This window comes from Plesiomonas sp., from assembly GCF_051652165.1.
GTDB lineage: Bacteria > Pseudomonadota > Gammaproteobacteria > Enterobacterales > CAMTGL01 > Plesiomonas.
In genome coordinates this window covers 113,937-131,167 of sequence record NZ_JBOFTR010000016.1, presented here as the reverse complement: position 1 = coordinate 131,167, position 17,231 = coordinate 113,937, and the positions used below count along the sequence as shown (strand labels likewise).

The 17,231-nt window shown below is 41.7% G+C and carries 16 protein-coding genes and 3 tRNA genes; 8 read left to right on the top strand and 11 right to left on the bottom strand.

Annotated features, from left to right (window positions below; all coding sequences use genetic code 11):
• Positions 1 to 177: 177 nt before the first annotated feature.
• Positions 178 to 984 carry an exodeoxyribonuclease III gene (xthA, locus tag ACRC53_RS10220; RefSeq protein WP_438643320.1) on the top strand — a complete coding sequence of 269 codons (807 nt, stop codon included), beginning with the start codon at positions 178 to 180 and terminating at the stop codon, positions 982 to 984.
• A gap of 71 nt (positions 985 to 1,055) precedes the next feature.
• Here xthA and ACRC53_RS10215 read toward each other — a convergent pair whose 3' ends face one another.
• From ACRC53_RS10215 to ACRC53_RS10185, 7 genes are all read right to left on the bottom strand, one after another.
• A complete protein-coding gene (locus ACRC53_RS10215) occupies positions 1,056 to 1,787 on the bottom strand; it encodes an ABC transporter permease (RefSeq protein ID WP_438643319.1) in 732 nt (243 codons plus the stop codon).
• Positions 1,788 to 1,792: 5 nt separating this feature from the next.
• A complete protein-coding gene (locus ACRC53_RS10210; protein WP_438643318.1) occupies positions 1,793 to 2,494 on the bottom strand; it encodes an ABC transporter permease in 702 nt (233 codons plus the stop codon).
• A gap of 183 nt (positions 2,495 to 2,677) precedes the next feature.
• Positions 2,678 to 3,466: a transporter substrate-binding domain-containing protein gene (locus ACRC53_RS10205; RefSeq protein WP_438643317.1), complete on the bottom strand. Its 789-nt coding sequence runs from the start codon at positions 3,464 to 3,466 to the stop codon at positions 2,678 to 2,680.
• 220 nt (positions 3,467 to 3,686) lie between these two features.
• Positions 3,687 to 4,457, bottom strand: coding sequence for an ABC transporter ATP-binding protein (locus ACRC53_RS10200; RefSeq protein WP_438643316.1), 771 nt, complete (start codon positions 4,455 to 4,457; stop codon positions 3,687 to 3,689).
• A 419-nt stretch (positions 4,458 to 4,876) separates the two neighbouring features.
• Positions 4,877 to 4,961, bottom strand: a tRNA-Tyr gene (locus ACRC53_RS10195).
• Positions 4,962 to 5,016: 55 nt separating this feature from the next.
• Positions 5,017 to 5,101: transfer RNA gene (locus ACRC53_RS10190), tRNA-Tyr, on the bottom strand.
• 55 nt (positions 5,102 to 5,156) lie between these two features.
• Positions 5,157 to 5,241, bottom strand: a tRNA-Tyr gene (locus ACRC53_RS10185).
• Positions 5,242 to 5,442: 201 nt separating this feature from the next.
• Here ACRC53_RS10185 and ACRC53_RS10180 point away from each other — a divergent pair.
• Positions 5,443 to 5,952, top strand: coding sequence for a VC2046/SO_2500 family protein (locus ACRC53_RS10180; protein ID WP_438623011.1), 510 nt, complete (start codon positions 5,443 to 5,445; stop codon positions 5,950 to 5,952).
• Between the two features lie 153 nt (positions 5,953 to 6,105).
• On the opposite strand, the gene purU is transcribed toward ACRC53_RS10180, so the two are convergent.
• Positions 6,106 to 6,939, bottom strand: a complete 834-nt coding sequence (gene purU, locus ACRC53_RS10175; protein WP_438643315.1) for a formyltetrahydrofolate deformylase — start codon at positions 6,937 to 6,939, stop codon at positions 6,106 to 6,108.
• Positions 6,940 to 7,159: 220 nt separating this feature from the next.
• Complete coding sequence (locus tag ACRC53_RS10170) at positions 7,160 to 7,687, bottom strand: YchJ family protein (RefSeq protein WP_438643314.1); 528 nt, start codon at positions 7,685 to 7,687, stop codon at positions 7,160 to 7,162.
• A 75-nt stretch (positions 7,688 to 7,762) separates the two neighbouring features.
• Between ACRC53_RS10170 and rssA the strand changes: the two genes are divergently transcribed.
• Together rssA and ACRC53_RS10160 are read left to right on the top strand one after the other, a co-directional pair.
• Positions 7,763 to 8,677: a patatin-like phospholipase RssA gene (gene rssA, locus ACRC53_RS10165; RefSeq protein WP_438643313.1), complete on the top strand. Its 915-nt coding sequence runs from the start codon at positions 7,763 to 7,765 to the stop codon at positions 8,675 to 8,677.
• Between the two features lie 100 nt (positions 8,678 to 8,777).
• A complete protein-coding gene (locus ACRC53_RS10160; protein ID WP_438643312.1) occupies positions 8,778 to 9,926 on the top strand; it encodes a response regulator in 1,149 nt (382 codons plus the stop codon).
• Positions 9,927 to 10,001: 75 nt separating this feature from the next.
• Here the strand turns inward: ACRC53_RS10160 and ACRC53_RS10155 are convergent, their stop codons facing one another.
• Entirely contained in the window at positions 10,002 to 11,381 is a 1,380-nt protein-coding gene (locus tag ACRC53_RS10155; protein WP_438643311.1) for a peptide MFS transporter, read from the bottom strand.
• 657 nt (positions 11,382 to 12,038) lie between these two features.
• Here ACRC53_RS10155 and galU point away from each other — a divergent pair.
• The 4 genes from galU to ACRC53_RS10135 all read left to right on the top strand — a co-directional run bounded on the left by galU (position 12,039) and on the right by ACRC53_RS10135 (position 16,475).
• Complete coding sequence (gene galU, locus ACRC53_RS10150; protein ID WP_438643310.1) at positions 12,039 to 12,962, top strand: UTP--glucose-1-phosphate uridylyltransferase GalU; 924 nt, start codon at positions 12,039 to 12,041, stop codon at positions 12,960 to 12,962.
• A gap of 9 nt (positions 12,963 to 12,971) precedes the next feature.
• Positions 12,972 to 13,991: a UDP-glucose 4-epimerase GalE gene (gene galE, locus ACRC53_RS10145; protein WP_438643309.1), complete on the top strand. Its 1,020-nt coding sequence runs from the start codon at positions 12,972 to 12,974 to the stop codon at positions 13,989 to 13,991.
• 86 nt (positions 13,992 to 14,077) lie between these two features.
• Positions 14,078 to 15,415, top strand: coding sequence for a UDP-glucose dehydrogenase family protein (locus ACRC53_RS10140; RefSeq protein ID WP_438643308.1), 1,338 nt, complete (start codon positions 14,078 to 14,080; stop codon positions 15,413 to 15,415).
• Positions 15,416 to 15,467: 52 nt separating this feature from the next.
• Positions 15,468 to 16,475 (top strand): NAD-dependent epimerase, encoded by a 1,008-nt coding sequence (locus tag ACRC53_RS10135; protein ID WP_438643307.1) that lies wholly within the window; start codon positions 15,468 to 15,470, stop codon positions 16,473 to 16,475.
• Between the two features lie 95 nt (positions 16,476 to 16,570).
• Here the strand turns inward: ACRC53_RS10135 and ACRC53_RS10130 are convergent, their stop codons facing one another.
• A complete protein-coding gene (locus tag ACRC53_RS10130; RefSeq protein ID WP_438643637.1) occupies positions 16,571 to 16,990 on the bottom strand; it encodes an H-NS family histone-like protein in 420 nt (139 codons plus the stop codon).
• Between the last annotated feature and the right edge of the window lie 241 nt (positions 16,991 to 17,231).

Genomic DNA, 17,231 nt, shown 5'->3' with positions numbered 1-17,231 from the left:
ATGTTAATTTTATTATGTGATTTAAAAGTGAAATTTTGGAACTCAGTAAAATTTGAGTCGTAAATGATACTCAACGTAAAGATTTTATTTTGATTAAGATCAATTCTTGCTTTTAAACTGTCCGTGGCCTTGTTAGCATTCTGAATATCTTTTTAATGATGACAATAAACATAACTTATGAAATTTATATCGTTTAATATCAATGGATTACGTGCAAGGCCACACCAGTTGGCTGAAATTGTACAGCAGCATCAACCCGATGTTATTGGGCTGCAAGAGATTAAAGTCCACGATGATGCCTTTCCGTTAGCTGATCTTGCTCCGCTGGGGTATCACGTTTTTTATCATGGCCAAAAAAGTCATTACGGTGTGGCGTTACTGACCAAAGCTGAACCCTTGGCCGTACGTAAAGGCTTCCCGACAGATGATGAAGATGCGCAGCGCCGTATCATCATGGCTGATTTGGCCACACCTATAGGCACATTAACGGTGATTAATGGCTATTTTCCGCAAGGTGAAAGTTGTGATCATGAAACCAAGTTTCCGGCAAAACGTAAGTTTTATGCTGATCTGATGCACTATCTCAATACCTGCCATAATCCAGATCAACCGATTGTCATTATGGGGGATATGAACATCAGTGCCACGGATCTAGATATTGGTATTGGTGAGCAAAATCGTAAACGCTGGTTACGTACCGGAAAATGCTCATTCTTGCCTGAAGAGCGTGAATGGATGGAAACACTGTTACAGTGGGGGCTTATTGATACTTTCCGAGCAGAAAATCCTGAAGTGAATGACAGATTTTCATGGTTTGATTACCGCTCAAAAGGGTTTGATGAGAACCGAGGTTTACGTATCGATCAGATTTTGGCCACGAAAATGCTGGCAGAACGCTATCTAGATACAGGAATTGATTATCAGATCCGGGGAATGGAAAAACCGTCAGATCATGCGCCAATTTGGGCTAATTTTACGTTGTAACGCTATCTAGATAAAAAAGCCGGTTTAAGCCGGCTTTTTTGTACACGACGCGGTTGTGGCTATATCCAATCTTACGATAAAGGGCGTAGATGCCGTTGCCAGCGTTGTTCCCACCGTTTAAAGACTCCAACAATCATCAGTGTTAAGCACAGATAAATCAGTGCGGCAAAGCAAAAGGCCTCAAACGGCGCGTAATAACGTGCATAGGTATCACGTGCTGCACCGGTAATATCAATGACCGTAACCACACTGGCGAGTGAGGTAGCATGCAGCATATAAATCACCTCATTAGAATATGCGGGTAACACGCGGCGAAAAGCTGAAGGCAAAACTATCCGTCGCAACAAGCAAAAAGATGACATACCGTACGCTCGTGCCGCTTCACGCTCTGTACGCGGCGTAGCCTGCATTGCACCACGTAAAATCTCAGTACTGTAGGCTGCAGTATTGAGGGAAAAAGCAAGTAAACAGGGGTAAAGCGGGTTTTGCAGGAATGGCCACCAGACAGAGCCTTGTACACCATCAATCATGCTCACGCCGTAATACACAATATAGAGTTGGATCAGCAAAGGTGTTCCACGAAACAGATAGGTAAATACCCACACTGAGCCTGAAATAATACGGTTCTTGCTGTATCTTGCAATGGCTAACGGAATTGCCAGTAGTCCGCCAAACCACAATGAAACAACCAGCAATTGCAACGTAGTCACCAACCCATTGGCATAGTGCAGCAGCGTTTCAGAGGTGAAAATCGTGTTACCGTCTAACCAAGTGGTTAAAATAGGCAAAAATGGCTCGTTCATCTTGTCTACTCCCTGACTACGCCAATGCTGTAGTGCCTTTCCAGTGCTGAAATGCCCCATTCAGAAAGCGTGGTTAATGCCAGATAGATAATGGCTACCGGAATAAAAAAGATAAATGGCTCATGTACCGCCCCAGCTGCTTCTTTGGCCAGCTTGACCATATCAGTCAGCCCAATGACTGAAGCCAACGCGGTTGTCTTGACCAGAACTTGCCAGTTATTGCCCAATCCGGGCAGTGCATGTCGCATCATTTGCGGGAACAACACCCGTCGGAATACTTGTACCGAAGACATACCAAAAGCCCGTGCTGCATCGATCTGACCACGCTCTACCGCCAAAAACGCCCCCCGGAACGTTTCGCCCATGTAAGCACCAAAAATTAGCCCAATGGTCAATACACCTGCGGTAAACTCATCAATATTGATATAAAAACCAATCTGGTAATGTTCAACTATCCAATCACCTAGCATATTTACGGCAATTTGAATGCCGAAGAAAATGAGCAGCATCAGTACCAGATCTGGCACACCGCGGATCACCGTCGTATAAAGTTGACCAATAACACGCCACCTACGATGTGATGATAATTTAGCCTTCGCCGTAAGTAGACCCAGTATTAAGGCAATCAGCAGAGATAAAAAAGCCAACTTTAATGTCAGCAGTGCACCATAAAAAATAGACGGGCCGTATCCGTGGAGATCAAGCATAATATTCTCCGTAATGGGGTGCACAGCGTATAATTATCCTAATACGCATATTTAATATACAGGCAACATATGAAATGTACGGCAGGTGCGCAAATTACGCTGAAAGCAACCTGCGCTAAAAAAATCTATGCTAAAAACGACCTGCCGTACCAAAAGCAAAATAGCTCATAATCTCTTAGAAGATTATTTCTTCACATTGTATTCAAAATATTTTTTCATAATCGAATCATACGTACCGTTACTTTTAACCGTGCTGAGTGCCTGATTAAATGTTGCTTTTAAATCGGTATCATTTTTACGAAATGCTGCACCCACACCATCGCCGAGCTGGAATTTATCCCCGGTCATCACAAAATTTTCACCGTCTGCGGTTTTTAAAATCGTGCTTTCGCCTACCGGATAATCAATTAATACTGCATCTAATCGGCCACCTTTTAGATCTAACACTACCTCATCACCGCTGTTGTAACGAATAATCTGGGCTGTTTTCCCAAACATCTTGCTTGCTTCTGTGTCCTGAATTGTACCGCGCTGTACGCCCAGTTTTTTACCAGCGAATGTTTCCGGTTTCGCAGGGTTAATATCAGTGACTTTCGGTGTAAACCATGCACTTGGGGTATTGTAGTAAGCATCAGAAAAATCAACTTTTGCCTTACGCTCTTCATTAATCGACATTGATGAAAAAATCACATCATATTTACGGGCCAATAAACCGGGAATAATACCGTCCCAGGTTTGTATTACCCATTCGCACTTAAGTTTTGCCTGCTGGCAGACTGCGTTACCCAGATCAATTTCAAAACCGGTCAGTGAACCATCCGGTTTTTTAAACTCAAACGGCTCATACGGCACATCCACTGCAATACGAACCTCTTTCCACTCTTTGGCGATAACAGAACCGCTGGCCAGACACGTTGCAGAGATCAGCATACTCAGTGCAACACGCTTATTAAGTGCGGGGATTCGGGCCATATTTAAATTCCTTCTTCAACAGGGGGTTAACGCAATACACCTAATCGTGCTGACATCCGGCTCTGTGGGTGATATTGGTTATTCATAGCAGGCGTGTTACCTGCTGATTATTCACCCAATAATGGGGTGCATCTCTGTTTTAGCGTAGTTGGTATCTCACTGTTTAGCCTATTTATTGTTAATATTTAAGGCGTAACATTTAGAGTGTAGATATTTAAATCTAATATTTTGGTGCTAAAAATTGCCGCATACGCTCTGATTGAGTGTGATAAAAAACTTGTTCTGGTGAACCTTGCTCCTCAATTTTTCCCTTGTGCAAAAACAGCACATGGTTGGAAACATCACGGGCGAATGACATCTCGTGTGTCACCACCAACATAGTTCGCCCCTCTTGTGCAAGGCTACGCATTACATTTAACACTTCACCTACCAACTCCGGATCCAGTGCTGATGTCGGTTCATCAAACAACAAAATGTCTGGCTGCACCGCCAGAGCACGGGCAATTGCTGCGCGTTGCTGTTGTCCGCCGGAAAGGTGGCTTGGGTAATAATCACGCCGTTCATACAGGCCAACTTTGTGCAGCAACGCCTCAGCATTCTCAATAGCACTGTGGCGTGGTTCACCCAGAACATGTATAGGTGCTTCGATAATATTTTCTAGCACCGTCATGTGTGACCAGAGATTAAACCCCTGAAAGACCATTGCCAGCCGTGAACGTAGCCGTTGTACCTGTTTTTCATCCGCAGGAAAACGCTCTCCACGCCGATTTTGTTTCATGGTGATCAGTTCACCCTTAATGCGAATTTCACCGGCTGTCGGGGTTTCTAGCAAATTAATACAGCGCAAAAATGTAGACTTGCCTGACCCCGATGACCCTAAAATTGAGATCACATCCCCTTTATGGGCACTCAAACTGATACCTGACAACACGGGGTTTACCCCGAAAGATTTATATAAATCAGAGATTTGTAGTGCAGGGATATCTAACATTTACAACATCCTTGGTTCTGTATGAAAAAACAGATCGAAGGCTAAATTACTGTATGTCAGATATTTTGTTAATAGTGAGTAAATAAAATGTGGGTAATTTGGCTGCTCGGAGCAGTGATTTCTGCTGTTATTAATTCCTATATTAGGAATATTATTTTTTATTTCTGGCTATTACCTTTTTTAAAATAGGCATTAACCGCTGATCGTAGTCGATCACTGTTAATTTTGGGTTAATAGACAGAAGATAAATTGCGTATAAAAATCAACAACAAAAAAGAACAGGTGCGAAGGGTATGGAATATAGAAAAAGTAAAATCAGTACACATAAAATATGGGGAAGTGTAGAGAAAAGCAGAGAGAGAAAATTTTTTGGATACAGTGAAGAAGAGAAACAAGAGTAAAGATGTAAGAAAAAATAATGGTGGAGAGAGAAGGATTCGAACCTTCGAAGGCTGAGCCGTCAGATTTACAGTCTGATCCCTTTGGCCGCTCGGGAATCTCTCCACACAGGTTTTGCGGTTATATAGCACTGCAAGCCAAAGCAATGCGTTGTAATAGATGGTGGAGAGAGAAGGATTCGAACCTTCGAAGGCTGAGCCGTCAGATTTACAGTCTGATCCCTTTGGCCGCTCGGGAATCTCTCCACACAGGTTTTACGGTTATGTAGCACTGCAAGCCAGCGCAATGCGTTGTAATAAATGGTGGAGGGGGAAGGATTCGAACCTTCGAAGGCTGAGCCGTCAGATTTACAGTCTGATCCCTTTGGCCGCTCGGGAACCCCTCCAAAGCAAGCGGGGCGCATCATATCAAATGAACACTGAGTGTAAAGGTAAAAATACTAAAAAGTTGTCTGCACGCTGCTTTTTTATGCGGAGTGTTGAAAATAGAGACATTTAGTACATTAAAATAGGAAAAAATGCCAAAAGAGGTAAAGAATTTAAAGAGATTGCCGCTACCTATTTTATGCATAGAACAGGATATTTTTGTGATTGATCGTATCGACACCCGCGTATTAACCGATGAGCTACAGCTAAATGGCCGCTTACCTAAAGCCATCGAGCAGGGGCAGCGTACCGATTTTTCGCTGCTTTTAGCTATGTTATCGGCTAATGTGTGTGATCAAGCTCAATTTCAGATGCCTGAGCCTCAAACACAAACTGCCAGTTTGAATTTACCGGTTCCCCCGAAAAGCCGTTTATATGGTCATGAAGATGATGTGCAGTGGGCCGATCAGCGCACTGAGGCATTTCATCAGGGTGGGTTGGCATCCACATGGTTGCTTGAGTGTTTGCAACCAGATCCGCTTATCTATCCGCCACAAAATACAGCCGGTTTGCAGCCTGAAGTGTACGGTAATATGTCGTATACCGAACGCGATGAGCTAGAAGGGAAGAAAACAACGAAGGCGGCCGATCACCGCACACAACTGTTTTTAACCTGCCTACAAGCCGCGCGTACTCAAGCATCACTTTCCCATCTGCAAATTGCAGCTTAAGTTCAGCGTGAAGGTCATTCATTTCTACAGCGAGTAGTTATGATCTGTGTGACTATGATGCACGCTGCTGCATCAATTCGTTGTTCACCGAGATACCGGCACGCAGAGCGCACCGGTAAGAATAGAGTATAAGATCAGCTATCAATTGGCAGATTACAGAACAACAGTGCGGTTTCCATGTACAAAAACGTGCTGATCAAGTACCAGACGCAGTGCGCGGCTGAGTACATTTTTTTCTACATCACGGCCTGCCAGCATCATATCTTCTGCGGAATAGGTGTGATCGACATTAATCACATCCTGCACAATAATCGGCCCTTCATCGAGATTATCATTCACAAAGTGTGCTGTTGCGCCGATAATTTTTACCCCTCGCTCATACGCCTGATGATACGGTTTTGAGCCAATAAATGCCGGCAGGAAGGAGTGGTGAATATTGATGATTTTATTCGGATAATGCCCCACAAACTCAGGTGTTAGCACCCGCATATATTTAGCCAAAACTAAATAATCTGGGTTATAAGCATCAATTTGTGCACACATTTGTTGATCATGCTCTTCACGGCTCAACCTCTCATGGCTGACACAGTGATAGGGGATCTCAAACCGTTCAACCAGCACACGCAACGTTTCGTGATTGCCAATCACCGCAGCAATATCAACATCCAGACCACCATAATAGGCTTTCATCAGTAAATCGCCGAGGCAGTGTGCCTCTTTTGTCACCAAAATCACGACGCGTTTACGCCCTGCAGCAATCAGACGACGTTTAGTACCCTCAGGCAGGGCATCATCCAGATCAGTCAATAATGTGGTGTCATTAAAAATCCCTTCTAACTCGGTACGCATAAAAAAGCGGCGAGTACGGTGATCAACAAACTCATTATTTTGGATAATATTTAGCTGATGCTTGTAACAGATGTTGGTAATTTTTGCGATTAGCCCCTTAGCATCGGGGCAGTCAGTTAACAGAATTTTGCGTTCCATATCAGTCCATCGAGTTGGTGTAGTAATACTGCTTACTTTTGTACTCTGAATATCTTTAAGGGTCAAAATGATTCCGTAACAAAGTAGTATGAAAAACGCTAAATAGTCATAGCGGTATAATGCGTATAAACCGGTTTATTACAGGTTAAAAAAATATTGCACTATCGTGTATATAAGAGCGTATTTTTTCTGTACAAAAGTAGTGCGTATTTTGCCCGTATTATCCACAGCATTTTTTGTATTTTTTTCCTGAACCACACACGCAGAGATCATTCCTTCCTACCCGAGAGGTCTGTTTTGGGGGGGCAGGTGTGATCCCATCAATATAAAACCAGCGTCCAGCTTCACAAACAAAACGTGAACGCTCATGTAACTCCCCATGAATACCTGCCTCTTCAAACTGAGCGATAAACTCGACAACATCTTGTTGTGAAGTGTGAGGCGCTGTTGAAAGGGGCATGACGGATTGTTGGGGTGATGATGTTTGTAATGTTGGGTTATCAATAATGGTCAGGCCTAACCATGTAACTTGTTCACATGCATGTACGATATCATGACGAAAAGTCTGTGCTTGCCGAGAGGGGTGATAAGTGTCAATGATATACTCAACATTACGCATGACATGTGCAGTATAACGTGAGCGCATCAGTGCTTTTGCATTAGGAGCAAGAGCTCCTTTTAGCAGAGGGCTACAGCATTGTGCAAAAGAGTTCAAACTACCACATGGGCACAATATTTGTTCGTTCATTTTTATTCGCTCATTCTCATTATATTGTGGATATGACGATTATTTTACGGCAATCAGGAGTGTATACATAAAATTATGGAGAAAATAAAAATTGGTATTGCGTTGGGCGCTGGTGCAGCAAAAGGGTGGGCGCATATCGGCGTGCTAAAAGCCTTATCTGATTGCGGGATAGAGGCTGATATTGTGGTCGGTACGTCTATCGGTGCATTTGTTGGTGCAGCCTATGCGAATAACCGTCTTAGTGAGTTAGAGACCTGGGTAAAAGGCTTTAGCTATTGGGATGTTATTCGGTTGATGGATTTTGAATGGGGAAAAGGTGGTCTGATTCGTGGCGAGCGCGTGTTTGATATTGCCAGCGCAAAAATAGGTCAAAAGAGTATTGAAGAGTGCATCAAACCTTTTGCTGTTGTGGCCACTGAACTTGAAACAGGGCGAGAACGTTGGCTGATGAAAGGGGATCTTCGGCAAGCGGTGAGAGCCTCGTGTAGCATGCCCGGTTTATTAGCGCCTATGTTACTTGATGGAAAATGGATGGTTGATGGTGCAGTGGTTAATCCTGTACCTATTTCACTGGCTAAGGCAATGGGTGCTGATTTTGTTATCGCGGTGGATTTAGGCCGAGAGCATCAAATTGCGCAAATTGACATGCTTTCAGCTTACCCTTTAGAGCTGACACAAACAGAAGATGAGAGTTGGCAGGCAAAACTACGGCATAAAATGGAGAAAATATGGCCACAAAAGCGAAATAATGTGCCATCAGCGTTAGATGTGATGACATCATCAATGCAAATATTAGAGAGCCGCCTGAAAAAAAGCCGAATGGCGGGTGATCCACCTGATGTTCTGATTCAGCCGAATGTTGCACAAATCTCAACATTAGACTTTCACCACGCAACCACTGCAATTGATGCAGGTTATCGTGCAGTAGAAAGAGTGGCTGAACAATTAGAACCTATTGTCGCTTTTTTGCAATTGCGCGATGAAAAATAGGATCTCTTTACAAAAAAAATGTCAAATAAGCCATGATTTCGCGCAATAACGGGCTTTTTAGCACACACTTTACTCATAGCGTTATGCGGAGGTGTGGATAATGAATATAAATAATCAACATCAGGAAAAAAAGTGTTTTAGTGGTTACCATTTCATGCTGGTTGATGATGACCCGATCTTTCGGCAACAACTTATTCAATTTATTGAACAGTTTAGTGGCACAATTATTGAAGCAGAAAATGGGCAATATGCACTTGATAAATTAGCGCACTATAAACCCGATGTTATTTTGTGTGATCTAAACATGCAAATAATGGGGGGTGTTGAACTTGTTCGAATCTTACGGGCTCATGGGGATAAAACACCCGTAATTATCATCTCTGGTTCAGAAAAATTTTCAGATGTTGCAGATGCACTGCGTGCAGGCGCTTCAGACTATCTTACTAAACCCTTGGATGATTTATATATTTTGCGCACAACGATTATGGATGTGCTGCAAAGCCGAAAAAATCATGATCTGGAAGTCGAAGAACTTAATGAGTATTTCCAGCAATTGCATGAAAATCCAGCGGGCTCTGTACAGCTTATCCATCAGCTAATGCCGCCAGTACAATCGAGCATTAGTCAATCATTAGTCCGTTATCGGCACATTAATCAGGCAGACAAAATAGGGTTAGCCTTTGATTTAGCACCATTAACTGCGGATAAATTTGGTTTCTATGTCTTTGATATGTCAGCGGCCGGTCGTGATGGCCCTGTTGCTGCCTTGTTACTACGCACGCTTTTCAATGGTTTTTTAGGCCAACCTGACACATTGAATTTTGTGTTAACTCATGAAGATATTTTACGGAAAATTTACCAAACTTTTCGTCAGGCTGGGCTGACAATGAACCCTCGTTTACTTATTGGTTCTTATCAGTGTGATAATGGAAATTTACAACTGTCTGCGGCAGGTATACGTATCACTATTACCACAGTAGAGCATATGGAGTATTGCCTATCATCAACCCAACCACTAGGGTTAAAAGGGTGTTTGCAAACAGAAACAGTAAGATTGCAGACAGCAAAATGGCATGCTCGTGTTTCATCTTTTCAGTATGGACATTTAGACTTGCATGTACAAAGTGAAAAGAGAGCAGGTCAACATACTCAACCTGCCACTAAATACACGGATGATTTAAGTGAAAATGATCTTGGTAGTCATGATATTCATACTAACGCAGATATTATTCTCTTTACCCAGCAATAGCAGATAATAATGTGCATTACGTGCTACTGCCAGATAACGGTATAACATAATCAATGGAGCGTTGATTGTGCTTATTTATGGTTGTTCTACCGTATTCACGTTATGCAATGACTTTTGAGCACCTTCAGCGCCATGCATCCATGAAATGAGTTTTCCAGATATCATCAGTAGGATTAGGCCAGCAATCGTTGCTGCAATGGCAATACCACCAAAAATTGCCAATGGGCCTGACTCACCAACAAACGAACCGATAATTCCTGCTGTATAGTTTGCCAAAGCATTAAAACCAAACCATGCACCCATCATCAAAGAGGCTAAACGCAGCGGGGCAAGTTTTGTCACCATAGATAGCCCAATAGGTGATAGGCATAACTCACCCAGTGTATGGAAAAAATAAGCCCCGACTAACCAAATCATACTAGCTTTGCCTGATACTTTGGCATCAAATACTGCACCTATCATACAAAGGAAACCTAATGCCAGCATAAACATAGCGATAGAAAATTTAATAGGAGAACTAGGCTCACGTTGGCCTAATTTTACCCAAATAGCCGCAATCAGAGGAGCAAGAGTAATGATAAAAAATGGATTTAGTGATTGAAACCATGCCGTAGGGACTTCAAAACTACCAACCATTCTATTGGTATGTTCTGCTGCATAGATATTCATTAGACCACCGGCTTGTTCAAAACCGGCCCAGAAAACAATCGTAAAAAGACCCAGTATTAGGATAACTTTTAATCGATCAATTTCTTGTTTAGTTAGCGGTTCTTGACGATGAGCATTAAGAATCTTATCGCGTTTTGCTGCCGGTACAACACCAATATTCCCCAGCAGCTTACGGGCAAACACCAATTGAACAACCAGCGCAATCAGCATGCCGATACCTGCACAGAAAAAGCCAGATTTCCATCCCATTGAGGTGGAGACAGAGCCTGCAACTAAACCGGCAATGAGCGCCCCTAAATTGATTCCCATATAGAAGATCGTAAATGCACCATCACGACGATTATCACCATCTTGGTATAGATCTCCGACCATCGTAGAGATATTTGGCTTAAATAAGCCGTTACCACATATGATCAAACTCAAACCAGCATAAAATACAGTAATATCTGCGCCATTTAACATTCCATGTGGCAATGCCAGCGTAAATTGACCTAGCGCCATCAATGCGCCACCAATTAAAATCGACTTACGTTGACCCAGCACATTATCCGCTAACCAACCCCCAATTAACGGCGTAATATAAACTAAACCTGTGTAAATACCGTAAAGTTTCAATGCCTCTTCTGTTGACCAGCCAAGCCCACCATTTACTGTTTGATCAGTAAGATAGAGAACTAAAATTGCCCGCATCGCATAATAAGAGAATCTTTCCCATAATTCGGTACTAAACAGCAAAAAAAGGCCCTTTGGATGACCTAAAAAGGTGGAATGTTGTGTGTTATTCATCACTTTCCTTTTTTGTTTTTTTAAAATGCTATTTTTATATACACCGTAGAGGTTTAATCTGCAATCTAAAACATTTTTGAAACAAATTATTGTTTCGGTAACTCTTTGTATGTTTTAGGAACAGAGTATAGGGAATGGATGGGTTTATCACTTCTCTGTTGTACATTGCTGATATAAAGTATCGTATTACTGAGTTTTAATGGTTTAACTATCCAGTATTATTGGCTTTCTAAGTGCATATTACCGTATGTTCCGCTTTTTATTTTTGTAACATAAGCGGTAATGTTGTAACAATAAGGTGATTATTACCAATCTGCTAGACTTAGGGCTGAAACGGTTAATCTTACGGTTAGCTGATATACTGGTAGCATAATCAGCCATACTGTTATTTGTTGAGTTCACGCCCTGATAATAAGTTATCGGTGTGATAGATGCATTTTGCCGAGGTTGTACATCGTGTGATATTGGCTTTTTATCAATAACGTACTTATTGCGTAAGAGTATGATGCTTTTACGGTGTATCTACGGCGATGCATCAATTTTATACAATACACTGACTCATCGTGAGTGAGAGGTATCTGTTTTTTTGTATACAGTATGTTATGCACGTTTTACTGAGCATGCTTAAATATTTTGTTTTTATTGCGAGGATGGCAAATGTCTCATTATCAGGTTCATAAGGCAGTAATTCCCGTTGCAGGTTTAGGAACGCGGATGTTGCCAGCCACCAAGGCTATTCCAAAAGAGATGCTCCCTATTGTAGATAAACCATTGATTCAATATGTTGTTAATGAGTGTATTGCTGCAGGGATCACTGAAATTGTATTGGTTACACATTCATCAAAAAACTCCATTGAAAACCATTTTGATATCAGTTTTGAATTAGAAGCGACGTTAGAAAAACGTGTAAAGCGTCAACTTTTAGAAGAGATCCATGCCATTTGTCCAAAACATGTCACTATTATGCATGTTCGCCAAGGTCATGCTAAAGGGTTAGGGCATGCAGTGTTGTGTGCAAAACCATTAATTGGTGATGAGCCTTTTGCCGTGGTATTGCCTGATGTCATTATTGATGACTTTGACGCAAATCCAAAAACAGAGAATCTGGCTGAAATGCTAATGCGTTTTTCTGATACAGGGGTTAGCCAAGTTATGGTTGAGCCTGTTCCAGAAGAGGACGTATCAAATTATGGTGTAGCAGATTGTGGCGGTGCAGTATTGCAACCTGGTGAGTCACATATCATGACTGCTGTTGTTGAAAAACCAAAGCAAGATGAAGCACCTTCTAATTTGGCCGTTGTTGGGCGTTATGTCTTACCAAAAGAGATTTGGCCTTTACTTGAAAAAACCCCAATGGGTGCAGGTGATGAAATCCAGCTGACAGATGCGATTGCTATGCTGATGGACATTCAACAAGTTGAAGCCTATCACATTCGTGGTCGTAGCCATGATTGCGGTGGCAAATTAGGGTACATGCAAGCGTTTGTGGAGTACGGTATGCGCCATCATGAATTAGGTGAAGAGTTTACCGTGTACTTATCGCAACTACTGGCGAAACCGTCTTCAAACTTTCCAAAATAAGGACTTTTTATGGCTATTTTAGTAACGGGTGGTGCAGGATATATTGGTAGTCATACCGTACTTGAGCTGCTTAACAGTGGCGAAGAGGTGGTTATCATTGATAATCTTTGTAACTCTAGCCGTGAATCACTACGCCGTGTTGAAAAACTGACTGGTAAAACTGCCCAGTTTTACCAAGCTGATGTAAGTGATCGCAGTGCATTACGCGCAATTTTTGCTACTCATCATATTGAATCAGTCATTCATTTTGCAGGTTTAAAAGCGGTTGGAGAGTCATCCAAAATCCCATTGGAGTATTATCAAAATAATATCTCTGGTACATTGGTATTGTATGATGAAATGGCGCAGGCAGGTGTTTTTCGCTTAGTTTTTAGCTCTTCTGCTACGGTGTATGGTGATCCACACACTGTACCTATTCAAGAACACTTCCCAACAAGTGCAACAAATCCGTATGGCCGTTCAAAATTGATGGTTGAAGAGATGTTGCGGGATATTGTTGCGGCAGACCCACGTTGGTCAGTGGTGTTATTACGCTATTTTAATCCTGTAGGTGCACATATTAGCGGTGAAATTGGGGAAGATCCAAACGGTATTCCAAATAATTTACTGCCATATATTTCACAAGTGGCCGTAGGGCGTTTACAACAGTTATCCGTTTTTGGCGATGATTATCCAACGGCCGATGGCACGGGTGTACGTGATTATATTCATGTAGTTGATCTGGCATTAGGTCATTTAAAAGCACTGAACTATATCGCCAATCGTGAAGGTATTTTTACCTTCAATTTAGGTACTGGTCAGGGGTATTCAGTTTTGGATATGGTGCGGGCGTTTGAACAAGTATCAGGTAAACCCGTACCTTATACCGTTGTTGCGCGTCGGGCTGGAGATATTGCTATTTGCTATGCCGAACCTGCGTTGGCTGATCAAGAACTTGGTTGGCATGCACAGCGTGGGCTTTCAGAGATGATGGAAGACACATGGCGTTGGCAAAGCCATAATCCGAATGGATATACAACATCAGAGTAACCTCGATATTGCTGTTATAGCAAACCTAAATAGAGTTAGCAATAACAGCAAGCAATAGGATCATGTCAGTTCACAGAGAGCATGCAATGAAAGTTACAGTATTTGGTATTGGTTATGTTGGGCTTGTGCAAGCCGCTGTTTTGGCAGAGGTAGGGCATGATGTACTGTGTGTTGATGTTGATGCACAAAAAGTAGAGAACCTGAAAAAAGGCATTATTCCTATTTATGAACCAGGTTTAACCCCCTTAGTCAGTACAAATTTTGAAACTGGACGTTTAGCGTTTACCACTGATGCTGCCGCAGGGGTTATGCATGGCGATATTCAATTTATTGCAGTGGGCACGCCTCCTGATGAAGACGGTTCGGCTGATTTGAAATATGTTTTAACTGTGGCTAAAACCATTGCTGAACATATGCAGACACACAAAATTATTGTGGATAAATCGACTGTTCCAGTTGGCACAGCCGATCGTGTAGTTGATGCGGTACAAGCAGTATTATCGGCTAGAGGTTCTGAGCTGACTTTTGATGTTGTCTCTAATCCTGAGTTTTTAAAAGAGGGAGCAGCCGTCTCTGACTGTATGAAGCCTGATCGCATTGTCATTGGTTCCTCAAATGCAGATGCTATTGATGTAATGCGCGAGCTTTATGCGCCATTTAATCGTAACCACGATCGTATGATCTGTATGGATGTTCGCAGTGCAGAGCTAACGAAATATGCAGCAAACTGTATGTTAGCCACAAAAATTAGCTTTATGAATGAAATGGCTAATTTAGCCGAACATTTGGGTGCAGATATCGAGATGGTACGTAAGGGGATAGGTTCAGACCCTCGAATTGGTTATCACTTCATTTATCCTGGATGTGGTTACGGCGGCTCTTGTTTTCCTAAAGATGTGCAAGCATTGGTTCGTACTGCTGAAAGTATTGGCTATCAGCCACAACTATTGCAAGCAGTGGAAGGGGTAAATAATCGACAAAAATACAAACTCCCTGAAACGATTAAACAGCATTTTGGTAAAGACCTTTCAGGTAAAACCTTTGCAGTGTGGGGTCTATCGTTTAAACCTAATACTGATGATATGCGAGAGGCTTCTAGTCGAGTGTTAATGGAAGAGCTATGGGCCGCAGGAGCACAAGTGCAAGCGTATGATCCTGAAGCAATGGAAGAGACACAACGTATTTATGGTTCGCGTACAGACCTTTGTTTAATGGGCACAAAAGAGGCAGCATTAAAAGGCGCTGATGCATTAATTATTTGTACCGAATGGCAAAATTTCCGTGCTCCCGATTTTGATCTCTTAAAACAGCAATTACAGCATGCTGTTATTTTTGATGGGCGTAATTTGTATGAACCTGAGCGAATGAAACGTCGTGGGTTCACTTATTATGGTATTGGACGCGGCGCATCAATCAAAAAATAATCATACTTTTGGCGTAGATTTTTCGCAGATAAAGACTAATAAGGTAAATGTAATGAAGTTTCTTATAACAGGCGCTGCTGGTTTTATTGGCGCGAGTTTAAGCCAGCGTCTATTAGCTCTCGGTCATCAAGTGGTCGGGATTGATAATTTAAATAACTATTATGATGTAAACCTAAAACAGGCACGGTTAGACTTATTAACGCCATCGCCACAATTTGCATTTTATCCACTGGATTTAGCCGATCGTGAAGGCGTTGCAACGCTTTTTGCTCAAGAGCAATTTGATCGGGTCATTAATTTAGCTGCTCAAGCAGGAGTGCGTTATTCATTAGAACAACCTATGGAGTATGTTGATTCTAATTTAGTAGGCTTTGCAAATATTTTAGAAGGTTGTCGACATAATAAAGTGAAACATCTGCTTTATGCATCATCGAGCTCAGTGTATGGGTTAAATCGAAAAATGCCATTCTCAACGGATGACTCTGTAGATCATCCTATTTCATTGTATGCCGCTACGAAAAAAGCCAATGAATTGATGGCACACACATATTCCCATTTATATGGTATTCCTACTACGGGATTGCGTTTTTTTACTGTGTATGGCCCTTGGGGGCGTCCTGATATGGCTCTGTTTAAATTTACAAAAGCCATGTTAGCAGGAGACGCTATTGATGTGTATAACTACGGTGAAATGCAGCGCGACTTTACTTTTATTGATGATATTGTCGAATCAGTTGTTCGTTTACAAGATGTGATCCCACAAGCCGATGCAAATTGGACAGTTGAAGAGGGATCACCAGCCAGCAGTTCAGCACCTTACAAAGTATATAATATTGGCAATAATGAACCGGTTCAATTAATGGAGTATATCCAAGCGTTAGAATCAGCTTTAGGTATTGAAGCGAAAAAAAATATGATGCCGATTCAACCGGGTGATGTACTTAATACAAGCTCAGATACATCCGCGCTGTACAGTACAATTGGCTTTAAACCTAAAACATCTGTGCGTGATGGCGTGCAGCAATTTGTTGATTGGTATCGTCAGTTCTACCAGTGTTAAGTTCGATAAATTTGACCATAATAAAACAAAAATCCCACAAGAAATGTGGGATTTTTGTTTATAGACGTTCATTGTACAATGACAAATTGAAACGTTTATTCTGCTGTAATGGCGAAATTTTCTAAATCCTGACCTGCATCAAGAGCTTGTTTGATGATAGCTGGTGTACGACCTTGGCCTGTCCAGGTTTTTAGTTCACCATTTTCATCGGTATATTCATATTTAGCTGGTCGGGCAGTGCGCTTTGCTTTTTTCGGTGCCGCCGTTTTACTGTTCGCAAGCATTTCAAACAGTTCATTTGGATCAATACCATCATTAATGAGCATTTCACGATATTGTTGAAGCTTGCGTTGACGCTCTTCGTTTTCAGCTTGGTTTAACTCAGCTTCTTCACGACGCTCTTCTACTACAGTCGTTAACTTACTGAGCATATCTTCAAGTTGCTCAAATGATACTTCACGGGCAAGAACACGTAGGCTACGGATATTACTTAATACTTTAATAATTTCGCTCATCATTGTTATCTCGAAATATGAATTAATTATTGTCTTTTTAATGCTAACAGAAAAAATATTCAAGCTATAAAACAAAAATAATTAAATTAATGGGAAAAGTATATAATCAAATGGCTAAAAATAGTATGTATAACAAAAATAAAGTCAGTTTAGCGTAACGTTTAATCATATCTTATCACTACATTTAGATATTAGACCAATGCGTGATAATTTGTTCAATGAGTCTAAAGTTAGTATAAAG

Bases quoted from the DNA above. Each gene is read 5' to 3' on its own strand.
- rssA (WP_438643313.1), top strand. From the start codon at position 7,763: ATGGAGAAAATAAAAATTGGTATTGCGTTGGGCGCTGGTGCAGCAAAA.
- ACRC53_RS10210 (WP_438643318.1), bottom strand. From the start codon at position 2,494: ATGCTTGATCTCCACGGATACGGCCCGTCTATTTTTTATGGTGCACTG.
- xthA (WP_438643320.1), top strand. From the start codon at position 178: ATGAAATTTATATCGTTTAATATCAATGGATTACGTGCAAGGCCACAC.
- ACRC53_RS10135 (WP_438643307.1), top strand. From the start codon at position 15,468: ATGAAGTTTCTTATAACAGGCGCTGCTGGTTTTATTGGCGCGAGTTTA.
- purU (WP_438643315.1), bottom strand. From the start codon at position 6,939: ATGGAACGCAAAATTCTGTTAACTGACTGCCCCGATGCTAAGGGGCTA.
- ACRC53_RS10160 (WP_438643312.1), top strand. From the start codon at position 8,778: ATGAATATAAATAATCAACATCAGGAAAAAAAGTGTTTTAGTGGTTAC.
- ACRC53_RS10200 (WP_438643316.1), bottom strand. From the start codon at position 4,457: ATGTTAGATATCCCTGCACTACAAATCTCTGATTTATATAAATCTTTC.
- ACRC53_RS10140 (WP_438643308.1), top strand. From the start codon at position 14,078: ATGAAAGTTACAGTATTTGGTATTGGTTATGTTGGGCTTGTGCAAGCC.
- ACRC53_RS10215 (WP_438643319.1), bottom strand. From the start codon at position 1,787: ATGAACGAGCCATTTTTGCCTATTTTAACCACTTGGTTAGACGGTAAC.
- ACRC53_RS10170 (WP_438643314.1), bottom strand. From the start codon at position 7,687: ATGAACGAACAAATATTGTGCCCATGTGGTAGTTTGAACTCTTTTGCA.
- ACRC53_RS10130 (WP_438643637.1), bottom strand. From the start codon at position 16,990: ATGAGCGAAATTATTAAAGTATTAAGTAATATCCGTAGCCTACGTGTT.
- ACRC53_RS10205 (WP_438643317.1), bottom strand. From the start codon at position 3,466: ATGGCCCGAATCCCCGCACTTAATAAGCGTGTTGCACTGAGTATGCTG.
- ACRC53_RS10155 (WP_438643311.1), bottom strand. From the start codon at position 11,381: ATGAATAACACACAACATTCCACCTTTTTAGGTCATCCAAAGGGCCTT.
- galU (WP_438643310.1), top strand. From the start codon at position 12,039: ATGTCTCATTATCAGGTTCATAAGGCAGTAATTCCCGTTGCAGGTTTA.
- galE (WP_438643309.1), top strand. From the start codon at position 12,972: ATGGCTATTTTAGTAACGGGTGGTGCAGGATATATTGGTAGTCATACC.